The organism is Stenotrophomonas panacihumi (genome assembly GCF_001431645.1).
Lineage (GTDB): Bacteria > Pseudomonadota > Gammaproteobacteria > Xanthomonadales > Xanthomonadaceae > Stenotrophomonas_A > Stenotrophomonas_A panacihumi.
The window spans coordinates 1-20,244 of the sequence record NZ_LLXU01000122.1 but is presented as its reverse complement, the minus strand read 5'-3'; the positions used below and the strand labels follow the sequence as shown (position 1 = coordinate 20,244).

Annotated in this window: 18 protein-coding genes; 5 read left to right on the top strand and 13 right to left on the bottom strand. The window is 68.8% G+C overall.

Features of this window, described 5'->3' with window-relative positions:
• Positions 1 to 505: 505 nt before the first annotated feature.
• On the bottom strand, positions 506 to 1,711 hold the full coding sequence (locus tag ARC20_RS15645) for a flagellin (protein ID WP_057648791.1): 1,206 nt from the start codon (positions 1,709 to 1,711) through the stop codon (positions 506 to 508).
• Between the two features lie 477 nt (positions 1,712 to 2,188).
• Between ARC20_RS15645 and ARC20_RS15640 the strand changes: the two genes are divergently transcribed.
• Positions 2,189 to 5,443, top strand: a complete 3,255-nt coding sequence (locus ARC20_RS15640) for an autotransporter family protein (RefSeq protein ID WP_057648789.1) — start codon at positions 2,189 to 2,191, stop codon at positions 5,441 to 5,443.
• Between the two features lie 84 nt (positions 5,444 to 5,527).
• Here the strand turns inward: ARC20_RS15640 and flgL are convergent, their stop codons facing one another.
• The 12 genes from flgL to ARC20_RS15580 form a co-directional block, all read right to left on the bottom strand.
• Positions 5,528 to 6,733: a flagellar hook-associated protein FlgL gene (gene flgL, locus ARC20_RS15635; RefSeq protein WP_057648787.1), complete on the bottom strand. Its 1,206-nt coding sequence runs from the start codon at positions 6,731 to 6,733 to the stop codon at positions 5,528 to 5,530.
• The gene (gene flgK, locus ARC20_RS15630) at positions 6,733 to 8,610 is read right to left on the bottom strand and encodes a flagellar hook-associated protein FlgK (protein WP_057648785.1); all 1,878 of its coding nucleotides are present in this window, start codon (positions 8,608 to 8,610) and stop codon (positions 6,733 to 6,735) included. Before flgK ends, flgL begins: the two co-directional genes overlap by 1 nt.
• 6 nt (positions 8,611 to 8,616) lie before the next feature.
• Positions 8,617 to 9,813, bottom strand: coding sequence for a flagellar assembly peptidoglycan hydrolase FlgJ (gene flgJ, locus ARC20_RS15625; RefSeq protein ID WP_057648783.1), 1,197 nt, complete (start codon positions 9,811 to 9,813; stop codon positions 8,617 to 8,619).
• Positions 9,813 to 10,931 carry a flagellar basal body P-ring protein FlgI gene (locus ARC20_RS15620; protein WP_057648781.1) on the bottom strand — a complete coding sequence of 373 codons (1,119 nt, stop codon included), beginning with the start codon at positions 10,929 to 10,931 and terminating at the stop codon, positions 9,813 to 9,815. The genes flgJ and ARC20_RS15620 overlap by 1 nt, the downstream gene beginning before the upstream one ends.
• Before the next feature lie 19 nt (positions 10,932 to 10,950).
• Positions 10,951 to 11,643, bottom strand: coding sequence for a flagellar basal body L-ring protein FlgH (gene flgH / locus ARC20_RS15615; protein WP_057648794.1), 693 nt, complete (start codon positions 11,641 to 11,643; stop codon positions 10,951 to 10,953).
• Between the two features lie 17 nt (positions 11,644 to 11,660).
• Complete coding sequence (gene flgG, locus ARC20_RS15610) at positions 11,661 to 12,446, bottom strand: flagellar basal-body rod protein FlgG (protein WP_057648779.1); 786 nt, start codon at positions 12,444 to 12,446, stop codon at positions 11,661 to 11,663.
• Positions 12,447 to 12,546: 100 nt separating this feature from the next.
• Positions 12,547 to 13,302, bottom strand: coding sequence for a flagellar basal body rod protein FlgF (locus ARC20_RS15605; RefSeq protein ID WP_057648777.1), 756 nt, complete (start codon positions 13,300 to 13,302; stop codon positions 12,547 to 12,549).
• A 62-nt stretch (positions 13,303 to 13,364) separates the two neighbouring features.
• Entirely contained in the window at positions 13,365 to 14,588 is a 1,224-nt protein-coding gene (flgE, locus tag ARC20_RS15600) for a flagellar hook protein FlgE (RefSeq protein WP_057648775.1), read from the bottom strand.
• 30 nt (positions 14,589 to 14,618) lie between these two features.
• Positions 14,619 to 15,284, bottom strand: coding sequence for a flagellar hook capping FlgD N-terminal domain-containing protein (locus ARC20_RS15595; protein WP_057648772.1), 666 nt, complete (start codon positions 15,282 to 15,284; stop codon positions 14,619 to 14,621).
• A gap of 38 nt (positions 15,285 to 15,322) precedes the next feature.
• Positions 15,323 to 15,730: a flagellar basal body rod protein FlgC gene (gene flgC / locus ARC20_RS15590; protein ID WP_057648770.1), complete on the bottom strand. Its 408-nt coding sequence runs from the start codon at positions 15,728 to 15,730 to the stop codon at positions 15,323 to 15,325.
• 3 nt (positions 15,731 to 15,733) lie between these two features.
• Entirely contained in the window at positions 15,734 to 16,144 is a 411-nt protein-coding gene (gene flgB, locus ARC20_RS15585) for a flagellar basal body rod protein FlgB (RefSeq protein ID WP_057648768.1), read from the bottom strand.
• A 150-nt stretch (positions 16,145 to 16,294) separates the two neighbouring features.
• Positions 16,295 to 17,233 (bottom strand): chemotaxis protein, encoded by a 939-nt coding sequence (locus tag ARC20_RS15580; RefSeq protein WP_057648766.1) that lies wholly within the window; start codon positions 17,231 to 17,233, stop codon positions 16,295 to 16,297.
• Between the two features lie 170 nt (positions 17,234 to 17,403).
• Between ARC20_RS15580 and flgA the strand changes: the two genes are divergently transcribed.
• From flgA to ARC20_RS15560, 4 genes are all read left to right on the top strand, one after another.
• Positions 17,404 to 18,030, top strand: a complete 627-nt coding sequence (flgA, locus tag ARC20_RS15575) for a flagellar basal body P-ring formation chaperone FlgA (protein WP_425478465.1) — start codon at positions 17,404 to 17,406, stop codon at positions 18,028 to 18,030.
• An 88-nt stretch (positions 18,031 to 18,118) separates the two neighbouring features.
• Entirely contained in the window at positions 18,119 to 18,430 is a 312-nt protein-coding gene (flgM, locus tag ARC20_RS15570; RefSeq protein WP_057648764.1) for a flagellar biosynthesis anti-sigma factor FlgM, read from the top strand.
• A 5-nt stretch (positions 18,431 to 18,435) separates the two neighbouring features.
• Positions 18,436 to 18,762: a flagellar protein FlgN gene (locus ARC20_RS15565; protein WP_108143310.1), complete on the top strand. Its 327-nt coding sequence runs from the start codon at positions 18,436 to 18,438 to the stop codon at positions 18,760 to 18,762.
• Positions 18,763 to 18,895: 133 nt separating this feature from the next.
• On the top strand, positions 18,896 to 20,104 hold the full coding sequence (locus ARC20_RS15560) for an ATP-binding protein (RefSeq protein WP_057648760.1): 1,209 nt from the start codon (positions 18,896 to 18,898) through the stop codon (positions 20,102 to 20,104).
• Positions 20,105 to 20,244 lie beyond the last annotated feature (140 nt).

Here is a 20,244-nt window from a genome sequence, read left to right as displayed (position 1 = left end):
TCCATGGCCCGCTGACGCCCCTACCCGCCAGGTCGGCGCCAGGCGCTTCATTTTTCACGCTTCGATCGGAGCCGCGCCGGAGAGTGGGAGGGGGAAGAGCAAAAGCAAAAGCCGAAGCCGAAGCGCTCGTCTGATCCTTCTTCATCTCTCCAATTTCCACCTTGCCTTTTTCATCTGGTCGCGGCTGAGCTTGCGTGCCTGGCTTTGGCTGTTGTTGTCCGGTCGAGGGGATTTGGAGGGACTGCGGGGGTGGGGCCCTTTCGGGACCGTTGGCGACATGGATGTCGCCGACGAGCCCCCATGGATGGGTTCACGGCGTGTCCCGAAAGGGCCCCACCCCCGCAGGCCGTGCAACAAAACACAAGCAGCCGATCAACATCGAAGGCCAACACACGCACACGCGCGCCAGAAAACAAAAAGGGCGGCCGAACGGCCGCCCAACACAAAAAAAACCCCCTCCTTCCGGAGGGGGCTCGGTACGGCCAGTGCAGCCTGCTGCGAAGAATTACTGCAGCAGCGACAGCACGTTCTGCGGGACCGACTTGGCCTGCGCCAGCATCGCGGTGCCGGCCTGCTGCAGGATCTGCGTACGGGTCAGCTCGGCGGTTTCCTTCGCGTAGTCGGTGTCCTGGATGCGGCTACGGGAAGCCGACAGGTTCTCCGAGGTCGAGCTCAGGTTGGCGATCGTCGAGGTGAAGCGGTTCTGCACCGCACCCATGTCGGCGCGCGAGGAGTTCACCGAGGTCAGGGCCTTGTCGACGATTTCCAGCGCCTTCTGCGCGCCTTCGAAGGTCGAGATGTCCAGGTCCTGCAGCGTGCTGCTGTCGCCAGCCGCCGCCGTCTGCGCGGCAAAGCCGCCGAAGCCGTTGGTGATGCCGGTGCCGCCGGCGATGGTGCCCGCCGTGAAGGAGGTGAAGTCCTGGCCGGCCTTCAGCGATTCCAGCTTGACCTGGCCGCTGGTCGCGTCGATCGAAGCGTACATGCCGGTCTGGTCCAGCTTGTCGTTGATCGCCGCGGCGACCTTCTTGTTCACGTCGGCGGCGGTGTCGCCCGAAGCGATCTTGACGTCGGCGATGTTGACCGTGGTGGCCTTGCCGGCAGCGGTCTTGAAGCTGATCTTGATGCCCGAGATCGTGCCCGAAGCCGTCGCGGTGCCGGTGACGCCGGCCGAGCTGGTCGACTTCGCGAAGCCGGCCTTGCCCAGCGTGTCGACGTTGGCGTCGACGATGCTGTTGATGCCGATGGTCTGGCCGGTATCGGCGCCGACCTGGAACAGCGCGCCGGAGAACGAACCGTCCAGCAGCTTGGTGCCGTTGAACGAGGTCTGGTTGGCCACGCGGTCGATTTCCGACAGCAGCTGGCTCACTTCCGAGTTCAGCGCGTCACGGTCGGTGTCCGAGTTGGTAGCGTTGGCCGACTGCACCGACAGCTCGCGGATACGCTGCAGGTTGTTGCCGATTTCGACCATCGCGCCTTCGGCGGTCTGGGCCAGCGAGATGCCGTCGTTGGCGTTGCGCGAGGCAACGTCCAGGCCGCGGATCTGCGTGGTGAAACGCTCCGAGATCGCCAGGCCGGCGGCGTCGTCCTTGGCGCTGTTGATGCGCAGGCCCGACGACAGGCGCTGGATGGTCGTAGCCATGCTCGAGCTGGAGGTGTTGAGGTTGCGCTGAGCATTCAGCGACATAACGTTGGTGTTGATGACCTGTGCCATTTGATATCTCCTCTAAGCGATTTTTCCGGTGACCCCTGCGGGTCTCTGGGCCTTTCGCAGGGGGGCCATCATTTGGCCGTTGCCGCTGCTGAAATGAATAACGGCGTGGTGTCAACAACCTTTAGCGCTTCGCTGAATATTTTTCGCTTGCGCCAGGCCTGAAAACGCGCCAGTTGAAGGGTTTCGGCAGCGCCGCGCGGAACTTTAGGGGCCGTTTTTGCCGGAGGGGGCAAAAGTGCGATGGGGCGCGCAGTGCCGGGGGACGGGGGCAGGGGAGGGCTCGCAGGCGCACGAGCGAATGACGCGTCGCCGCATCCGCATCGCACTGCACATCGACATGCGTCGCGTGCAGCGACTCGGTGACGCGGGCGAAAAATCCACTTCTCGCTGCGAGGGATGCTTTCGAGAATTCGTGCGTGGTCGCTGCCGGCCGTGGCGCTTCCACCCGGATGCGTCGAACGCATTCCAGGACACGCCATGTCTTTGCAGAACACCAAGAAGCATTCCTTTATCGTCTTCCCGCACATCGCGCTGTGCTTGCTGCCATCCGTCGCGCTTGCACAGCAGCTCATCGTCGCCGATACCTCGGGACACGCGAGCGGCACTTACGACACCGGCACGGCGGATGGTCGTGAAGGCACCGCGCTGATCGCCGAGAAAAGCGGCAACCTGCTGCCCGGCGCCGAACCGGTCGTCATCGGCACGGGGGGCACCGACGCACTGGGCATTCACGCCGATACCGCCGGCACCGTCACGCTCGACAAGGCGCCGCGCCTCTCCACCCTGGGCGCGGGCAGCCACGGCGTCATGGCCACTGGCGCGGGTCGCATCAAGTTGGATGGCGGCCACGTGGCGGTGCGCGGCGATGACGCGCACGCCGTGGTAGCGATGACCACCGACGACGGGCGCGGCCATGTCGTGTTGACCGACACGACGCTGGCCAGCGCGAAAGGCACCGTGCTGCTGGCGCAGGGCGCAAGGAGCGGCGTGGTCGCCACTGGCATGCACGCCACGCAGGGCGCGGATGCCACCGCGGCCGGTATCGCGGCGCTGCAGGGGAGCGAGATCCGCCTCATCGGCGGCACGCTCGCCTCCGACGCCGCCACGCCATTGCTGCGCGTTGAAGACACCCGCAGCAGGATCAGCGCCCATGCGGCATTCCAGGGTACGGCACGCGGCACCGACAGCAGCACGGCCACCGTGGTGGCCGGCGGCACCCTCGAGCTGCACGCCGGCACGGTACTGGAGGGCGCTGGCTTCGGCGTGGCAGCCTACGATCCCGGCACCACGATCACCGGCACGGACGCCACGCTCACCGCCGCACGCGGCGCCGGTGCCGAAGCGGCTGACGAGGCGACGATCCGCCTGCACGGAAGCCGGCTCACCGGCGCGACGCACGGTGCGGTGACAGCCCGCGGTGGCACGTTCGAAGCGACCGCTACCCGCATCACGGCCACCGCGGCCGGCGACGCACCCGAGGGCCCGTCGCAGGGCGTGGCCGCGATGGCCGGCGGCACCGCGCTGCTCAATGCCGGCACCGAAATCAGCGGCAGCAACGGCGTGTTCGCGGCGGGCGGCCGCGTACGGGCGACGCAGGCGCGCATCATCGCGACCGGCAAGCCACTGGGCACCGACACGCAGGTGCGGGGTGCCGGCGTGTTGCTCGCTCCCGGCGGCGTGGCGGAGCTGGCCGACACCCACGTCCAGGCGGGCGGTGAGGGCGTGCGCTTCGGTTTCGACCCGCAGGCGTCGGTTCAAAAGGCATCGGCCACGCTGGTCGGCGGCAGCGTCAACGCCACTGGCGGCCCGGCGGTTCGCCTGACCGGGCTTGGCGGGGCAGGGGCCATCGGCGAGCTCTACCTGCGCGAGGGTGTGACCTTGCAGGGAGTGGACGGGCGGCTCATTGAAGTCACCGGCGAGGCCGGCTTGCCAGCCGAGCTGCGCGTGTTTGCCGATCAAGTCGCGCTGCAGGGCGACCTGGCCGCCTCGGCCGGCGCCGTGCTGGACCTGAGCCTGGTCAATAGCCGGCTGGAGGGCGCGATCCGCGGCGGCGGCGCGATGCGGATCGATGCCGCCAGCCGCTGGGACGTGGCGGCGACCTCGGATGTCGGCACGCTGCGCCATGCCGGCGCCGTCGCGTTCGCCGCGCCCGCGCAGGGCGGTTTCAAGACGCTCACCGTCCACGGCGACTACACCGGCGAGCAGGGCACGCTATCGATGAACACCGCGCTGGCCGACGACAACGCCCAGACCGATCGGCTGGTGGTGCATGGCGCGACCGCCGGCAGGACACGGCTGCGCGTGACCAACGTCGGCGGCGCGGGTGCGCAGACAGTGGAGGGCATCCAGTTGGTGCAGGTCGACGGGGCTTCGGCGGGCGCGTTCGCGCTGGAAGGGCGCGTGGTCGCGGGTGTGTATGAGTACCAGCTGTTCAAGGGGGGCGTGGCGACGCCGGACGATGGCGGCTGGTACCTTCGTTCGCAGGACACGACGCCAGCGCCGCCGCCCGCCGCCGCGCCACAGCCGCAGCCCGAGCCGATGCCCGCGACGCCGCCATCGCCGCCATCGCCGCACGAGCCGGCGGCACCGCAGGAACCCATCCCCGTGCCGGAGGCGCCGCCGAGTCCGGTGCCTGCGCCTGCGCCGATTGCCCCGCCAATCGAAGCCCCACCCCAGCCTGCCAAGCCCGTCCAGGCGCCGACGCCGACACCCGTGACGCCCCCTGCGCATGAGGTGCCCGTACCTCCAGCGCCCGTGCCCAGCCCGTCCGTTTCGCCGCCGCGCCCGCTGTATCGCCCGGAAGCTGGCGCCTACCTGGCCAACCAGGCCGCGGGCGTCGCGATGTTCCAGCACCAGATGCATGACCGCAGGGGGGAGCCGGATTTCGCCGGCGACACGCCACCCGCACCCGTTGTGTGGACCCGCGTCCTGCGCCGCCAGCAGGATGGCCCTGCCGGCTTCGGCCAACTCGAGGTCTCCAGTGACACCTCGATGCTGCAGGTGGGCGGTGAGCTGGCGCATGGCAGCGCGGGCGCCGGCCGTTGGCATGTCGGTGCGATGGCCGGGGCGGGCCGCAGCGACAACCACGTCGGTTCGCGCCTGAGCCAGTACCACGCCAAAGGCAAGGTGCGCGGCTACAGCGCCGGGTTGTACGCGACGTGGTTCCAGCGCGCAGCGACGCAGGGCGGCGCGCATATAGACGCCTGGGCGCAATACGGCCGCTACGAGAACCGCATCAACGGCGACCACCTGCCGCAGGAAGCCTATGAAGCCGACAGCTGGTCGGCCTCGCTGGAAGGCGGGTACACCTTCGCGATGCCCTCGGGCGATGCGCATGCGTGGTTCATCGAGCCGCAGGCCCAGGCCATCTACACCGATTACGACGCCGACGAGCACGTCGAAGCCAACGGCACCCGGGTCGGTTCCTCGCTCGCCGGCGCATGGACCACGCGCGTGGGCGCGCGGGTGTTCGGCCATGCCGGCAGCACGGCGTATCCCCGCGTGCAGCCTTTCCTGGCGATCAACTGGTGGCGGGCCGGGAAGGGCAACGAGATCGCCATGGACGGCACGTCGATCGCACTGGGCTGGCCGCGCGACCGCTACGAGGCCCGGCTCGGCGCCCAGCTGCGGTTCGGCGGCGGCTGGACCGGCTGGGGCCACGCGGGGTGGCAGACCGGCAGCGAGGGCTTCCGCGACATCGGCGGGCAGTTGGGCGTGAACTACCGCTGGTAAAAAGCGACAGGAAAAAAAGAGGCCGCCTCCAATCCGGAGGCGGCCTTCAGATCGAGCCGGGCCCGTTGCCGCGGCGTAGCCCGATCACCCCATCATCTGGAACAGGGACATGGACTGCATCTGCTTGAACACGGTTTGCGCGGCCTGCAGCGCGGCCGTCTCCAGCTGGTACTGGCCGATCGCCTCGGCGTAGTCGAGGTCGCGGATCGAGGACAGCGTGGTCTTCAACGTCACCTCGTTGGAGGCGCGCAGTTCCGCCGCATTGTCGATCGCCGACAGCTGCGCGCCGCCCGAGGCGCGCGCGTCGATCATCTTCGCCGAGGCCAGCTTCACGTCACGCATCGAAGTCTGCAGGGCGTTCTGCAGCTGCGCGCGGTCGGCATCGTTGGCCGGGTCGGTGTTCAGCGCATCGATCAGGTCGGTCAGCGTCGAGAACACGTCCTTGTTCTGCGAAGGCCCCACCTGCAGGGTGTCGCCGGCCGCCGGGGTGCCGTCCACGCGCAGGCGCACACCGTTGAAGCTGATGTCATCGCCGGCCTTGTAGGCGCCGCTGCTGAGCACGTTGCCGTTCGCATCGAGCACGTCGTAGGTGTCGGCGGCGGTGAACTGCACGGTATAGCTCTCGCCGGCATAGGTGCCCGAGTTCGGGTCGCGGCCGAAATCCAGCAGCAGGGCGGTGCCGGTGTTGCCGGTGCTGGCGTGCGCGTCCATCGTGCCGTCGCCGGTGCGGATGCGCATGAAGATCTCGCTGCCGGGCAGGGCGTCGGACACATAGGTGTCGGCCGCCACTTCCACCTGGCGCTGGGTCTGGTCGCCGTTGTAGACCACGCCGCTGCCGCTCTTGGAGAACGGCGCGGTGCCGTCCACGGTGCCGCCGAACAGGTAACGGCCGTTGCCGTCCGTGCTGTTGGCCATGCTCAGCATCTGGTCGTGGATGGCCTGCAGTTCCGAGGCGATGGCCTTGCGGTCGTCGGTGGTCAGCGAGGCGTTGTTGGCCTCGATGGTCAGCTCGCTGACGCGGGTCATCAGGTCGCCGGCCTGCGCCAGCGCGTTTTCCTGCAGGCCCAGGCGGTTCTGCACGTTGTTGGCGTTGTTGCTGAACTGCGCCAGCTGCGCGACCGCCCGGTCCAGGCCCACCGCGGTACCGGCGGCGACCGGGTCGTCCTTGGCGGTGACCAGGCGCTGGCCGCTCGACAACTGCTGCTGCAGGTGCGCCAGCTTGGACTGCTTGGCCAGCATCGTCACGACGGACTGGCTGTACATCATGCCGGTGGAGATGCGGTTGCTCATCAGCGGATCGCACCCAGGATGCTCTGGAACATGGTGTCGGCCGTGGAGATGATCTGCGAGGCGGCCTGGTAGGCCTGCTGCAGGCGGAGCATGTCCGAGGCTTCTTCGTCGAGGTTGACGCCGGAAACCGAATCGCGCGCCGATTGCGCCTGGTCGTTGATGACCTGCTGCGCCTGCGCGGCGTAATCGGCCGAGCGCGCGGCCGAGCCGACCGAGGTGGTCAGGCCGGACACCGCGCCGTTGAGGCTCATCGTGCCGCCGTTGAACGCCTTGAGGTCTTCCACCGCGGCCAGCAGCTTGGCATTGCCGTTGTCGCTGGAGCCGGCGCCGGTCGAGCCGATGGTGAAGCTGTCGCCGGTGGACGGCGCGCCGTCGAGGGTGAAGCTCCAGCCGTTGGCGGCGATGGTCTGCCCGGCGGTGTAGGTGTACGGGCCGGCGCCGTCGATGGTGTAGTGGGTGGCGTCGGTGAAGGCGATGGTCGAGCCGGTCAGCAGGTTGGCATTGTTCGAATCGGTGACCTGCACGTTGCTGATCTTGCCGGTGCCCAGGTTGGAGAGCGTCGCGGCGCCCTTCACCGGGGTGGCGGCGGCAATGCGCGAGGGGTCGGTAATCGCCACGGTCAGGCTGCCGGCCACGTTGGCGGTGGGCTGCAGCAGGAAGCGGTCGCCGGCCGCGGCCGCGCCGCCCACCACCACCTGCACGCCGTTGACCACCAGCGGGTCGGCGGCGGTGCCGGTGCCGGTCAGCGCCACCGAGGCGCCGGTGTCCGAACGCGTCGCCGTCCACTGCGTGCCATCGAACTTCAGCAGCAGGTTCTGGCCGTCGAGCTGGGACAGGTCGCCGTAGGAAGCGGTGAGGCTGGCGGTGCCGGTGTTGGCCGGGTTGCTGGACACGCTCGGCGAGGCGTAGCTGAAGAAATCCCCGCCCATCGCGCCGTACAGGTCCATGCCCTCGGCGTGCGCGTCGTTGAAGCTGCTCGCCAGGCCCACGGCAATGCGGCCGAGTTCGGCCTGCGTGGGTTCGAGCACGTTGCTGCGGAACTCCAGCAGGCCGCCCATCTGCCCGCCGAGCGCGCGCGAATCCAGCGACACGTTCATGCCCTGGGTCTGCAGCGCGAGCTGCAGTTTGCCGGGCTGGTAGGGGTCGGGCGTGGTGGTGAGCTTGGAAGCGGTGGTGCCGACCACCAGCGCCTGGCCGCCGGCGGTGTAGACGTTGACGAAGCCGCCGTCCTGCTGCACGGCGGTGCCGCCGGTGTAGCCGACCAGTTCCTTGATCAGCTGGTCGCGCTGGTCGAGCAGGTCCGGCGCGGCGCTCGCCGAAGACGTGCCGATCTGGCCGTTGATCTGCGCGATCTGCTGCGTCAGCCGGTTGACCTCGTCGGTGGCCGAGAGCAGGCCGTTGTTGACCTCGGTGTTGAGGCTGTCGAGCTGGCCGCTGAGCTGCTTGAAGCGGGTGGTCAGCGCGCTGCCACTGTCGAGCAGGCTCTGCCGATTGGCGGTGGAGGAGGCATCGGAAGACAGCGCGCTGGCCGAGTCGAAGAAGTTCGACCACAGGCCCGAGACGCTGGTGGCGGTGTCGGAGAACAGGCTGTCCACGCGATCCGAGAGCGAGGACAGCTGGTTCAGCCGCGCCAGCTCGCCGTTGCTGTCGAGCAGCCGCGAGATCGCCAGCTGGTCGGCGACGCGGCTGATGTCGCTGATCTGCGTGCCGCTGCCGACATAGCCGTAGCCGTAGTCGGTGGGGTTGCGCGTGGCGAAGCTGACCTTCTGCCGGCTGTAGCCCTCGGTATTGATGTTGGCCACGTTGTGGCTGACCGTGGCCAGGGCGCGCTGGAAGGCGATGAGGGCGCCGGTACCGGTGGACAGGACGTTGGACATGCGTCGTTACCTCAGGTTGCCCACGCCGGCGGTGCTGGCGAAGGTGCGCGAGAGATCCGCGCCCGTCGACTGCCCGGCGTACTGGCTGATCGCCGCCACGGCGCGATCGATGGTGGGCCCGTGCGCGATGGCGGCGATCTTCGCCGCATAGCCGGGGTCGGTGGCATAGCCGGCCTTCTGCAGGCCGCGGGCGAAGCCCTTGATGTCCTTGCCGGCGGTGAGCGCCTGCTGGTAGCGGTCGCTGTTCTTCAGCAGGCGCACGTAGTCGGCGAAGCTGTCGGCGGCCGAGGAGTAGGCGCGGAAGCTGGCGGTCTCGGAGGTCTTCACCCCGTTGACGTATTCGTGCGTGCCGGTGGTGACCGCGTCGCCCTTCCAGCCGCTGGCCTTGATGCCGAACAGGTTGTTGGAATCGCTGCCGTTGCCGCGGCTGATGCCGCGCTTGCCCCAGCCGGTTTCCAATGCGGCCTGGGCGACGAGCGCACGCGGGTCCACGCCCAGTTCCTGCGCGGCCTTCTGCGCGTGGTGCCAGATCCTGGCCACGAAGCCCTCCGGCGTGCGTTCGCCCAAGGCACTGGCCGCCGCGCTGCCGGCGCTGGCCGCGGCGCTGTCGTCCACGGCCACGCCGCCGGTGCCGAGCCAGCGGTCGTCCAGCGAACTCCAGTCCTCGGGCGTGGCGCTGGCGTCGGTGCGGCTGCCGGTGCCGATGGCAGTGCTGCTGTCGCGCCCGGCGATCAGGTCCAGGGTCTGCGCGGTGACGGCCTCGCGCGATTGCGCCAGCGCCGCTTCACTGTGGCCGGCCACGCCGGCCGCGGCCGCATCGCGTCCGCGCGCGATGAGCGAATACGCCTTGGCCGCCTTGGCCTGCGCCAACGGGTAGGCCTGCGAAGCAGTGCCCGCGTCCAGCGCGGTGTTGACCTGGCCGGTGCCGGCCGCGTCCTGGCCGCCGCCGAGCTGGCGGGCGATCATCGCCTGCAGGCCCAGCCCCTTGCCCTCGGTCAGCGCCTTGGACATCTGCTGGTCGTACATGTCGCGGAAGGTCTGGTTCTCGCCGGGGAACAGCGAGTCGCCGAAGCTGGCGTCACGCATGCTCTTGACCAGCATCTGCGCGAACTGGCCTTCCAGCTGGCGCGAGACGGTCTCGATCTTCTGCGGATCGTTCTGCGCCTTGGGCGCCAGCTCCAGCGGTGAGCGGGTGATCTGCATCAGATCACCTCCAGCTCCGCGGTGAGCGCGCCGGCCTGCTTGAGCGCTTCCAGGATCGCGACGAGGTCACCCGGGGCGGCGCCCACTTCGTTCACCGCGCGCACGATCTGGTCCAGCGTGGTGCCGCCGGCGAACTTGAACATGCGGCTGCCTTCGGCGCTGGCGCTGATGGTGGACTGCTGGGTCACGGTGGTCTGGCCGTTGGCGAACGCGCCCGGCTGGCTGACGTTGCTGTTCTCGCTGATGGTCACGGTGAGCGAGCCATGCGCGATGGCCGCCGGCATCACCCGCACCTGCGAGCCGATCACCACGGTGCCGGTGCGCGCGTTGACGATGACCTTGGCCGCCGCCTCGCCGGGCGAGAGCTCCACGTTCTCGATGCGGGCCAGCAGGCCGATGCGCGCGCCCGGGTCGGTCGGCGCGCGCACGGCCACGGTGACGCCGTCCACCGCGCGCGCGGTGCCCTGGCCGAAGGTGTTGTCGATCGCCGCGACCATGCGCGAGACCGTGGTGAAATCGTTCTGGTGCAGGTTGAGCGTGATCTCGCCGCTGTTGTCGAACACGTCCGGCAGCGCGCGCTCCACGGTGGCGCCATTGGGAATGCGGCCCACGCTGGGCACGTTCACCGACACCTTCGAACCGTCCTTGCCCTGCGCGCCGAAGCCGCCCACCACCAGGTTGCCCTGGGCGATGGCGTACACCTGGCCGTCGGCGCCCTTCAGCGGCGCCATCAGCAGCGAGCCGCCGCGCAGCGAGATCGCGTTGCCCAGCGAGGAGACGGTGACGTCGATCGGCTGGCCCGGCTTGGCGAACGGCGGCAGTTCGGCGTGGATCGCCACGGCGGCCACGTTCTTCAGCTGCGGGTTGACGTTGGCCGGCACGTTGACGCCCAGCTCGCCGAGCATGTTCTTCAGGCTCTGCACGGTGAAGGGCGCCTGGCTGGTGCGGTCGCCGGTGTTGTCCAGGCCGACCACCAGGCCGTAGCCGACCAGCGCGTTGCCGCGCACGCCGCCGACCTGGGCCAGGTCCTTGATGCGCTCGGCGGCGGCCGGCGCGCAGGCGCCGAGCGCCAGCAGCAGGACGGCGGAAGCACGCAAGGTGGCGGAGACGAGGTTCATGGCGATGCCCTGTAATGACTCAGTACGGCGACAGCGCCGAATTGAAGAAACGGCCGAACCAGCCCATCGCGTTGGACTGCGCCACCGCGCCGCGGCCGCCATAGGCGATGCGCGCGTCGGCGACCTTGCTGGACGGAATGCTGTTGTCGGTGGCGATGTCGGCGGCGCGCACGATGCCCTGGATCTGCACCAGCTCGTCGCCCTGGTTCAGGCGCAGCTGCTTCTGGCCCTGCACGACGAGGTTGCCGTTGGGCAGGCGCTGCACCACGGTCACCGTGACGCTGCCCTGCAGCTTGTTGCTCTGCGCGCTCTGGCCCTTGCCGTCGAAGCTGCGCTCGCCCTTGGCGGTGTTCTTCAGCAGCTCCTGGCCGTTGTAGGTCACCGGCAGGCCGAGCACGGTCGGGGAGGCCATCTCGATGTCGCTGTTCTTGCTGATGCCGGTGGTGGCGCTGGTGGTGGCGGTGGTGCTCTCCACCAGGGTGATGGTCAGCAGGTCGCCCACGTCGCGCGCGCGGCGGTCGCCGTACAGTTGCAGGCCGGGGCCGGCGGCGTAGATCGCGCCGGCGCTGGGCTGGGCCTGCGGCGGCATGATCGGCTGCACCGGCGCCATCGTCGGGAACGGCTTCACGTCGCCGGCGATCACGCAGCCGCCGAGCAGCGCGCAGGTCGCGGCGGCGAGGGCGAGGGGGGCGAGGGAGGGCAGGGTGTGCATCACGGTCACCGTCGGGATCAGACGTTGGTGTTGAGGTAGCCGAGCATGGAGTCGGTGGTGGAGATGGCCTTGGCGTTCATTTCGTAGGCGCGCTGGGTTTCGATCATGCTCACCAGCTCTTCGACCACGTTGACGTTGCTGCCTTCCAGCGCGCCCTGCACGGTGGTGCCCAGGCCGTTGAGGCCGGGCGTGCCGTTCTGCGCCGGGCCCGAAGCGGTGGTCTCGACGTAGAGGTTCTCGCCCTTGGACTGCAGGCCGGCCGGGTTGATGAAGTCGGTGAGCGTGAGCGAGCCGATCTCCAGCGCGCCGGTCTGCCCGGCGACCTGCGCGGTCACGGTGCCGTCGCTGCCGATGGTGATCGACTCGGTGCCTTCCGGTACCTGGATGCCCGGCTGGATCGGGTAACCGCTGTTGGTCACCAGCTGGCCCTGGTCGTTGATCTGGAAGTTGCCGTCGCGGGTGTAGGCGGAGGTGCCGTCGGGCATCTGCACCTCGAAGAAGCCGCGGCCGTTGACCATCACGTCGAGCGCGCGGTCGGTCTGCTGCTGGCTGCCCTGTTCGAAGGACTTGGACGTGGAGACCACGCGCACGCCGGTACCCAGTTGCAGGCCGGAGGGCAGGTTGGTCTGGGCCGAGGTCGCGCCACCGGGTGCACGGACCTGTTGGTACAGCAGGTCCTCGAAGCTGGCGCGGTCGCGCTTGAAGCCGGTGGTGTTGGTGTTGGCCAGGTTGTTGGAGATGACCGACATGCGCGTCTGCTGCGCATCCAGTCCGGTCTTGGCGACCCACAAAGCCTGATTCATTGGGCGATTCCTCGTTTGGCGCCGGCCCGCTGGCCGTCCACGCCGGGGTGTGATGCATGCCGCGTGCCAGAACCGCGCCGGAAACCCGGCGCGCGCGCCGTCAGCCGCTCAGCTTCAGCAAGGTGTTGGCGGATTGCGCGTTCTCGTCGCCGTGCTTGATGACCTTCACCTGCATCTCGAACTGCCGCTGCAGCTGGATCATCTGCACCAGCGCGCCGGCCGCATCAACGTTGCTGCCTTCCAGCGAGCCGCTGTTGACCGACTTGCCCTGGGCCTGGGTGAAGGCCTGCTGCGGGTCGGTGCTGGTGTTGCGCATCAGCCCGTCCAGGCCGCGGGTGAGGCGGTCGGAGGTGGCGTTGACCACGCGCAGGCGGCCGACGTTGGCCTGGGTCGCCGCGCTCTCGCCGAGCGGGGTGATCGACACGGTGCCGTCGCTGCCGATCTCCAGCGCCTGGTGTGGCGGGATCACCATCGGGTTGCCGTTCTCGTCGAGCACCGCGCGGCCGCTGGAGGTGACCAGCTGGCCGTTCGGGGTGAGCGAGAGTTCGCCGCCGCGGGTATAGGCCTCGCTGCCGTCCTGCGACTGCACGGCCAGCCAGGTGTCGGGCTGCAGCGAGATGTCCAGCGCGTTGCCGGTGACCTTCTGCGAGCCCACGCTCGAATCGAAGCCCTGGTCGATGTGCATGGCGTTCACGCGCGAGGGAAAGCCGTCGCCGCGGATCGGCATCGCCTGCGTGTTGGCCAGCGCGGCCTTGAAGCCGTTGGTGTCGACGTTGGCGAGGTTCTGCGACACCGTGCCCTGGGCCTGCAGCGAGGCACGGGCGCCGGTCATCGCGACGTAGAGGGCTTTGTCCATGGCGGTCTCCGGCCGGCCGTCGCGCCGATCCGCGGGGGCGGATCAGCGCGCGGCGTTCACGATCAGCGGATGTTGATGACGGTCTGGGTGACCTGGTCCTGCGTGGAGATCATCTGCGCGTTGGCCTGGAAGTTGCGCTGCGCGGTGATCATGTTCACCAGCTGCTCGGTGAGGTCCACGGTGGAGGATTCCAGCGAGCCGGATTCGATCTGGCCGAAGTCCGAGCTGCCCGGCGCGCCGGTGCGCGGCGAACCGGAGGCATAGCTCTCGGCCCACATCGTGCTGCCCTGCTGCGAGAGGCCCTGCGGGTTGGTGAAGGTGGTCAGCGCGACCTGGCCCAGCGCCTTGTCCGCGCCGTTGGAGTAACGCGCGTACACCACGCCGGTGCCGTCGATGCTGATCTCGTTGAGCTTGCCGCTGGCATAGCCGTCCTGGCGGGTGTCGCGCAGGGCGAACGATTCGCCGTACTGGGTGGCGCCGCTGACGTTCAGCGACATGTTCAGCACGCCGGCGCCGGTGCTCGGGGTGTACGGGTCGAGCGCGATCATGCCGTCGGTCGGGCTGGTGAGCGCGCCGCTGTCGGAGAACTGCAGCGTGGTCGGCGTGCCCACCGAGGTGCCGTCCACGTAGTTGTAGACCTGCCACTCGTTGGCGTTGGCGGTCTTCACGAAGTACGAGGTCTGCGTGTGGCTCACGCCCAGCGAGTCGTACACGTTGATGCCGCCGGTGGAGTAGTTGTAGCTGTTGGAGTCGGCCGGGTCGAAGGTCGCCACGGTCGGCTGTGCGGCGTTGCCGGGCAGGGTGAAGCCCAGGTTGACCGTGGTGGTCTGCTTGGGCGCGGCGTCGGTGGTGAGCAGCTGCAGGTCGGTCAGGCGGCCGACGTCGAAGCCGTTGCCGTTGGTGTTGGGCGCATACACCTGCAGGCGCGCGCCTTCCGGGTTCACCACGTAGCCGTTGGCGTCGGTCTGGAAGTTGCCGGCGCGCGTATACAGGCGTTCGCCGTTCTGCGACATGGTGAAGAAGCCTTCGCCGGAGATCGCCAGGTCCAGGCTGCGCCCGGTCGGGTCGATGTTGCCCTGCGAGAACTGCTGGGCCACGTTGCTCACCCGCACGCCCGAGCCGACCGCGTTGCGCGACAGGCCGTAGGCGGTGCTCTGGAACATGTCGGCGAACTCGGCGCGCGACTCCTTGAAGCCGGTCGTGTTGACGTTGGCGATGTTGTTGGACGTGACGTTGAGGTCGGCGTTGGCGGCGTTGATGCCGGACAGCGAGGTATTGAAGCCCATCGGGAACTCCTAAGTTGCGCGGGTGCCGGCTCAGCTGACGCGGAGCACGTAACTGATCGGGGCGGTGCCCAGCCCCTTGAGGTTGAGGTACAGGCCGTCGGAACCGACGGTGACGCTTTCGACCGGGGCCTGGATGTAGGTGGAAATGGTGCTGTCGGTGCCGCTGGTATCGGTGTGGGTGGCGGAGATCGAATACGTGCCGGCGGCCATGCGGTTGCCGTAGGCGTCGGTGCCGTCCCACTCGAAGTTCACTTCGCCGGCGGCGCTGGCCTGCACGCTGATCGTCTTGACCTTGGTGCCGTTGGCGTCGGTGATGTCGAAATTGACCGTGCCCGCGCTCGGCGCGGCGACCACGCCGCTGACCGAGCCGGTGTCTTCCAGCGCCATCTTGGCCGAGGGCACCAGCACCTCGTGGCCGACCAGCTGCGCGCCGCGCAGCACCTGGTCGCTGCTGAGCGAGCTGGAGAAGCTGTTGACCGTGGTGTTGAGGTCGGTGATGCCCTGCACGGTGGAGAACTGCGCCAACTGGCCGAGGAACTCGCTGTTCTCCATCGGCTTGAGCGGATCCTGGTGCTGCAGCTGCTCGGTCATCAGGCGCAGGAAATCGGCCTGGCCCAGCGACTCTTCCTTGCTGGTGGTGGTGCTGCTGGAGGTGAGGCCGAGGGACGAATAGATGTCGGAGGCGATCGTGCTCATGAGGGTTTCCGGCGGCGATGCAGGGCAGGAGGGAAGGGTCAGCGACCCATCGTCAGGGTGGCCAACGCCAGTTCCTTGGCGGTGTTGAGGACTTCCACGCCGGCCTGGTAGTTACGCGAGGCCGAAATCAGGTTGACCATCTGCGCGACCGGGTCCACGTCGGGCGAGTAGACGTAGCCGTCGGCGTCGGCCAGCGGATGGCTGGGCTCGTAGCGCTTGATCGGCGGCGCGCCGGTGGTGGTGACTTCCTTGACCTTCACCCCGGTCAGGCTCGGGTCCTGCGCGTTGGGCGTGGCCTGGAAGATCGGCTCGATCGGCTTGTAGGCGGCATCGGCCGAGCCGGCCACCGAATCGGCGTTGGCCAGGTTGGATGCGATGGTGCTCATGCGCACGGACTGCGCCTGCAGCGCGGAACCGGCGACATCGAAAATGGGCAGGTTGCTCATGGCTTACGACCCCGTGATCGCGGTGAGCATGTTCTTGACCTTCGACTCGAGGAAGCTGAGCGAGGCGCGGTATTCCAGCGCGGCGCGGCCATAGGCGGCGCGCTCGGCATCCGGGTCGACGGTGTTGCCGTCCAGGCTGGGCTGGTCCGCCTCGCGGGTGATCTGGAACGGGTTGAGCCCGGCGATCTCGCCGCTGCGGATGTGGCCTTCGCTGGTCGTGGCCATGCCATCGCCGCTGGCGGACTCGCGCGCGGCGCCGGCCGCCTTCAGGGCGGCATTGAAGTCCAGGTCCTGGGCGCGGTACCCAGGCGTATCGACATTGCTGAGGTTGCTGGCGATGAGCTGCATGCGCTGCTCACGCAGCGGCAGCGCATCGGCATGCACGCCCAGATAGGAAGCGATCGGATTGGACACGGCCTGGCTCCGGCAAATCGTTGCCAGGGAACAGGCAAGAGCTGTGCCAGAAAGCACGGCCGGGGCCGCCGCGTGCGGCCGGAGGAGGGCGGGAGGGCCAGGCGTAGACCCGGTGTCCGGGCCCTGCGCCTGCCTTCCCGGAACGCGGGATCAGGCCTCCGCGACCTCGCGTAGGCGTTCGAGCACGTACTCGGCCAGCTCGTGGGCGCTGTACTTGGCGACGAAGGCGTTCGCGCCGACCTGCTCGACCATGGCGTTGTTGAACACGCCCGACAAGGAAGTGTGCAGCAGCACGTACAGGCCCGACAGGCCCGGGTGGCGCCGGATTTCCGTCGTCAGGGTGTAGCCGTCCATCGCCGGCATTTCAATGTCGGAGATGACCATGGCATAGCGCTCGGCCGGGTCCTCGCCGGCAGCCAGCACCTGCAAGAGGTGGTCCAGTGCCTGGCGGCCGTCCGAAAGCAGGGTGGCGCCGACGCCGAGCTGGTCGAGCACGCTGCGGATCTGCTGGCGCGCCACGCGCGAGTCGTCCACCACCAGCACCTGCAGCTGGCGGTCGGTCTCCAGCGCCAGCGCCGGGTCGATCTGGATGTCGGTCTCGACCTGGGCGATGTCGGCCAGCACGCTTTCCACGTCGATGACCTGGATCAGCTCGCCCTGGAAGCGCGTCACCGCGGTGAGGTAGGTCGCCTCGGCGCCGAGCTCCGGCGGCGGGTGGATGTCCTCCACCGCGATGTTGACGATGCGCTCCACGCCGCTGACCAGGAAGCCCTGCACCGAGCGGTTGAACTCGGCCACCACCAGGTAGCCGGGCGCGCCCTCGCTGCCGGGCGCGCGCTCGGGGTGGCCGATGGCCACACCCAGGTCCAGCACCGGCACCGAGCGCCCGCGCACGTCGGCCACGCCGGCGAACTCGTTCGGCAGGCCGGGCACCTGGAACAGGTCCGGGCGCCGCAGCACTTCCTGCACCTTGAAGACGTTGACGCCAAAAAGCTGACGTCCGCCGAGGCGGAACAGCAGCAGCGCCAGCCGGTTGTGGCCGGCCAGGCGGGTGCGTTGGTCGATGCGGTTCAGCAGGTCATGTGACATGTAGGTGTTATCGGTAGGGGCGGCGGGGAACTTGAGGGCGATCCCGTAGGCGGCCCGCACGGGGCTGCCGCGGCCGCTCCCGTCTTTGGCATGTCCCTTGCAGCGTGGCCCGCGTCACTCCGCCTGGAGCGCTGCCAATGCGCCGCCACATTCGCCTGATCCTCATCCTGATGGCCCTCGCGCCCACGGCCGCCTTCGCCGACGGCTTCCAGCCGGTGGAGAGCATCCGCGCCGCGGCCATCGCCGCGCTGGGCGTGGACGCGGCCGACGCCGAGACCACGCTGGACGCCGGCCTGCGCATGCCGGCCTGCCCGGTGCCGCTGTCGGCGCAGCCGGCCAACGGCAACACCGTGGAGGTGGGCTGCCCGCAGGCCACCGGCTGGCGCCTGTTCGTGCCGGTGAAGGTGCGCCGCACCCAGGACGTGCTGGTGCTCAACCGCGGCATCGCCGCTGGAGAAACGCTGGACGTGGCCGATATCAGCGTGGAGCGGCGCGATGCGGCGCGGATCGTCGGCGCGGTGCTGGCCGATCCGGCCGACGCGCTGGGCCGCAGCGCCCGCCGCGTGCTGCCCGCCGGCACCGTGCTGGCCGCCAGCGACCTGGTCGCCCAGCGCCTGGTGCGCCGGGGCGACACGGTGGCGCTGGTGTCGCGGCGCGACGGCCTGGAGGTGCGCATGAGCGGCCGGGCGCTGGGCGATGCGGGGCGCAACGAGCGCGTCTCGGTCGAGAACAGCTCCTCGCGCAAGGTCGTGCAGGGCGTGGTGGACGATAGCGGGGCGGTAGTGGTCTCTCGTTGAGACCGTGGCGTCAGGAATTTCCTGATTTATTTCTAAAGTTTCCCCGCAGGCGGTCGTTATACCCTGCGAACCGTAGAGGAATACCACCATGACCCAGAAGATCGAAGGTAGCCTGCCCGCCGCCGCGACCCTGCGGACTGGCACCGTGGCCGGCAAGATTTCCAGTGCCGGCGCCGACCGTTCGGGCGCCGCGTCGGCGATCGAGGCCAGCGACAGCCTGCGCCTGACCGGCGAGGCGACCGGCCTGCAGACCCTGCAGAAGGAACTGTCGAGCGCCCCGGCGATCGACCAGGGCCGCGTGCAGGCCGTGCGCGACGCGCTGCAGAACGGCTCCTACCAGATCAACCCGGATGCAATCGCCAGCCGCATGATCGATATGGACCAGCAGCTGGCCGGATGAGCCCCATGAGCGATGCCCTGCAGCGCCTGGGCGACGCCCTGGCGGGTGAGCGCCAGGCCCTGATCGACCACGATGTCGAGGGGCTGATCCGCGCCACCCAGGACAAGATCGAGGCGCTGCGCGTGCTTGAGCGCGAGGTGCCCGAGGGCGCCGAGGCGCGGCTGCGCGAGCTGGCCGAGGCCAACCGGGCGAACGGGGCGCTGCTGGCGCGTCGTCGTCGCGAGGTCAACTGGGCGTTGCGCCACCTCGGCCGCACCGAAAGCGCGCCGGCCTACGATGCGCGCGGGCAGAGCGATACGCTCACCGCGAGCCGTTCCATCGCGGTGGCCTGAAGCGCCGCCGCGCGTCCCGAAGCGGACGCGAACCCCTTGCCTGGCCCGCCGCCAGGGGCCCCGCGCCCCGGCCCGCGGGCCTTCGTCGTATATTGGGCTGCCGTAGCAGATGCGAAGCGCCGTGCACGACCGCATGTATTTCGAACCCACCTTGCTGCCCTCGCAGGACATCCTGCAGGCGTTCAGCGAACGGATGCAGGAAGGCCTGCTGCTGTTCCGTGGCGATGGCGAGCTGGTATTCGCCAACGCGATTGCCCGCGCCAGCCTGTGCCGTGATCCGCGCGACGGCAGCACGTTCGCCGAGCGCATCGCGCAGGTGTTGCCGGGCGGGGCGTTGAGCCAGGCGCGCACCAGCGGAAGCTGGTCGGGCAGCCTGCCGATCGGCGAGCGCATCGTGATCGCGCACCTGTACCACTACGGGGCGATCGGCCAGGAGTTCTTCCTGGCGCTGTTCCACAATATCGAGGGGCAGGAAGATTACGAGCGCGAGCTGGAGCAGCGCCATGCGGAGCTGCGCCAGGCGTACATGCGCTTGAACGGTGCGCAGGACAAGCTGCTGCAGTCGGAGAAGATGGCGTCCATCGGCCAGCTGGCGGCGGGCGTGGCGCACGAGATCAACAATCCGATCGGTTACGTGCATTCGAACCTGGGCAGCCTGCAGGAGTACCTGCGCAGCCTGTTCACGCTGATCGAGGCGTACGAGCGGGCGCTGCGGGCGCCGGATCCGAAGGCGCTGATCCCGGAGATCGACGATATCCGGCGCCGCGCGGACATCGATTTCATTGCCGGCGACCTGCCGCAGTTGATGGCGGAGTCGCGCGAGGGGATCGAGCGGGTGACGCGGATCGTGCGCGACCTGAAAGACTTCTCGTATTCGGATCGTTCGGAGTCGTGGAAGCTGGTGGACCTGCATGCGGGGCTGGAGTCCACGATCAACATCATCTGGAACGAGCTGAAGTACAAGGTGACGCTGGAGCGCCAGTACGGGGAGCTGCCGCTGGTGGAGGCGCTGCCTTCCGAGCTCAACCAGGTGTACATGAACCTGCTGCTCAACGCAGGGCAGGCCATCGCCGAGCGCGGGACGATCACGGTGAGCACCGGGGTGGAAGGTGACCAGGTGTGGATCGAGTTCCGCGATACCGGGCCGGGCATCCCGGCCGATATCCAGCAGCGCATCTTCGATCCGTTCTTCACGACCAAGCCGGTCGGTAGCGGCACCGGGCTCGGGTTGTCGATCTCCTACGGCATCATCAACAAGCACCATGGGCGGATCGATGTGGATAGCGCGCCTGGGGAAGGGGCTGCTTTCCGGATCACCTTGCCGGTGCGGCAGCCCAAGTAGGTTTCAAAGCGTCGGCTTGATCGTTTTGGGCGCGCGGCGACCGGGGGCAGGCCCTTTCCGGGACACGCCGTGAACCCATCCATGGGGGCTCGTCGGCGACATCCATGTCGCCAACGGTCCCGGAAAGGGCCTGCCCCCGG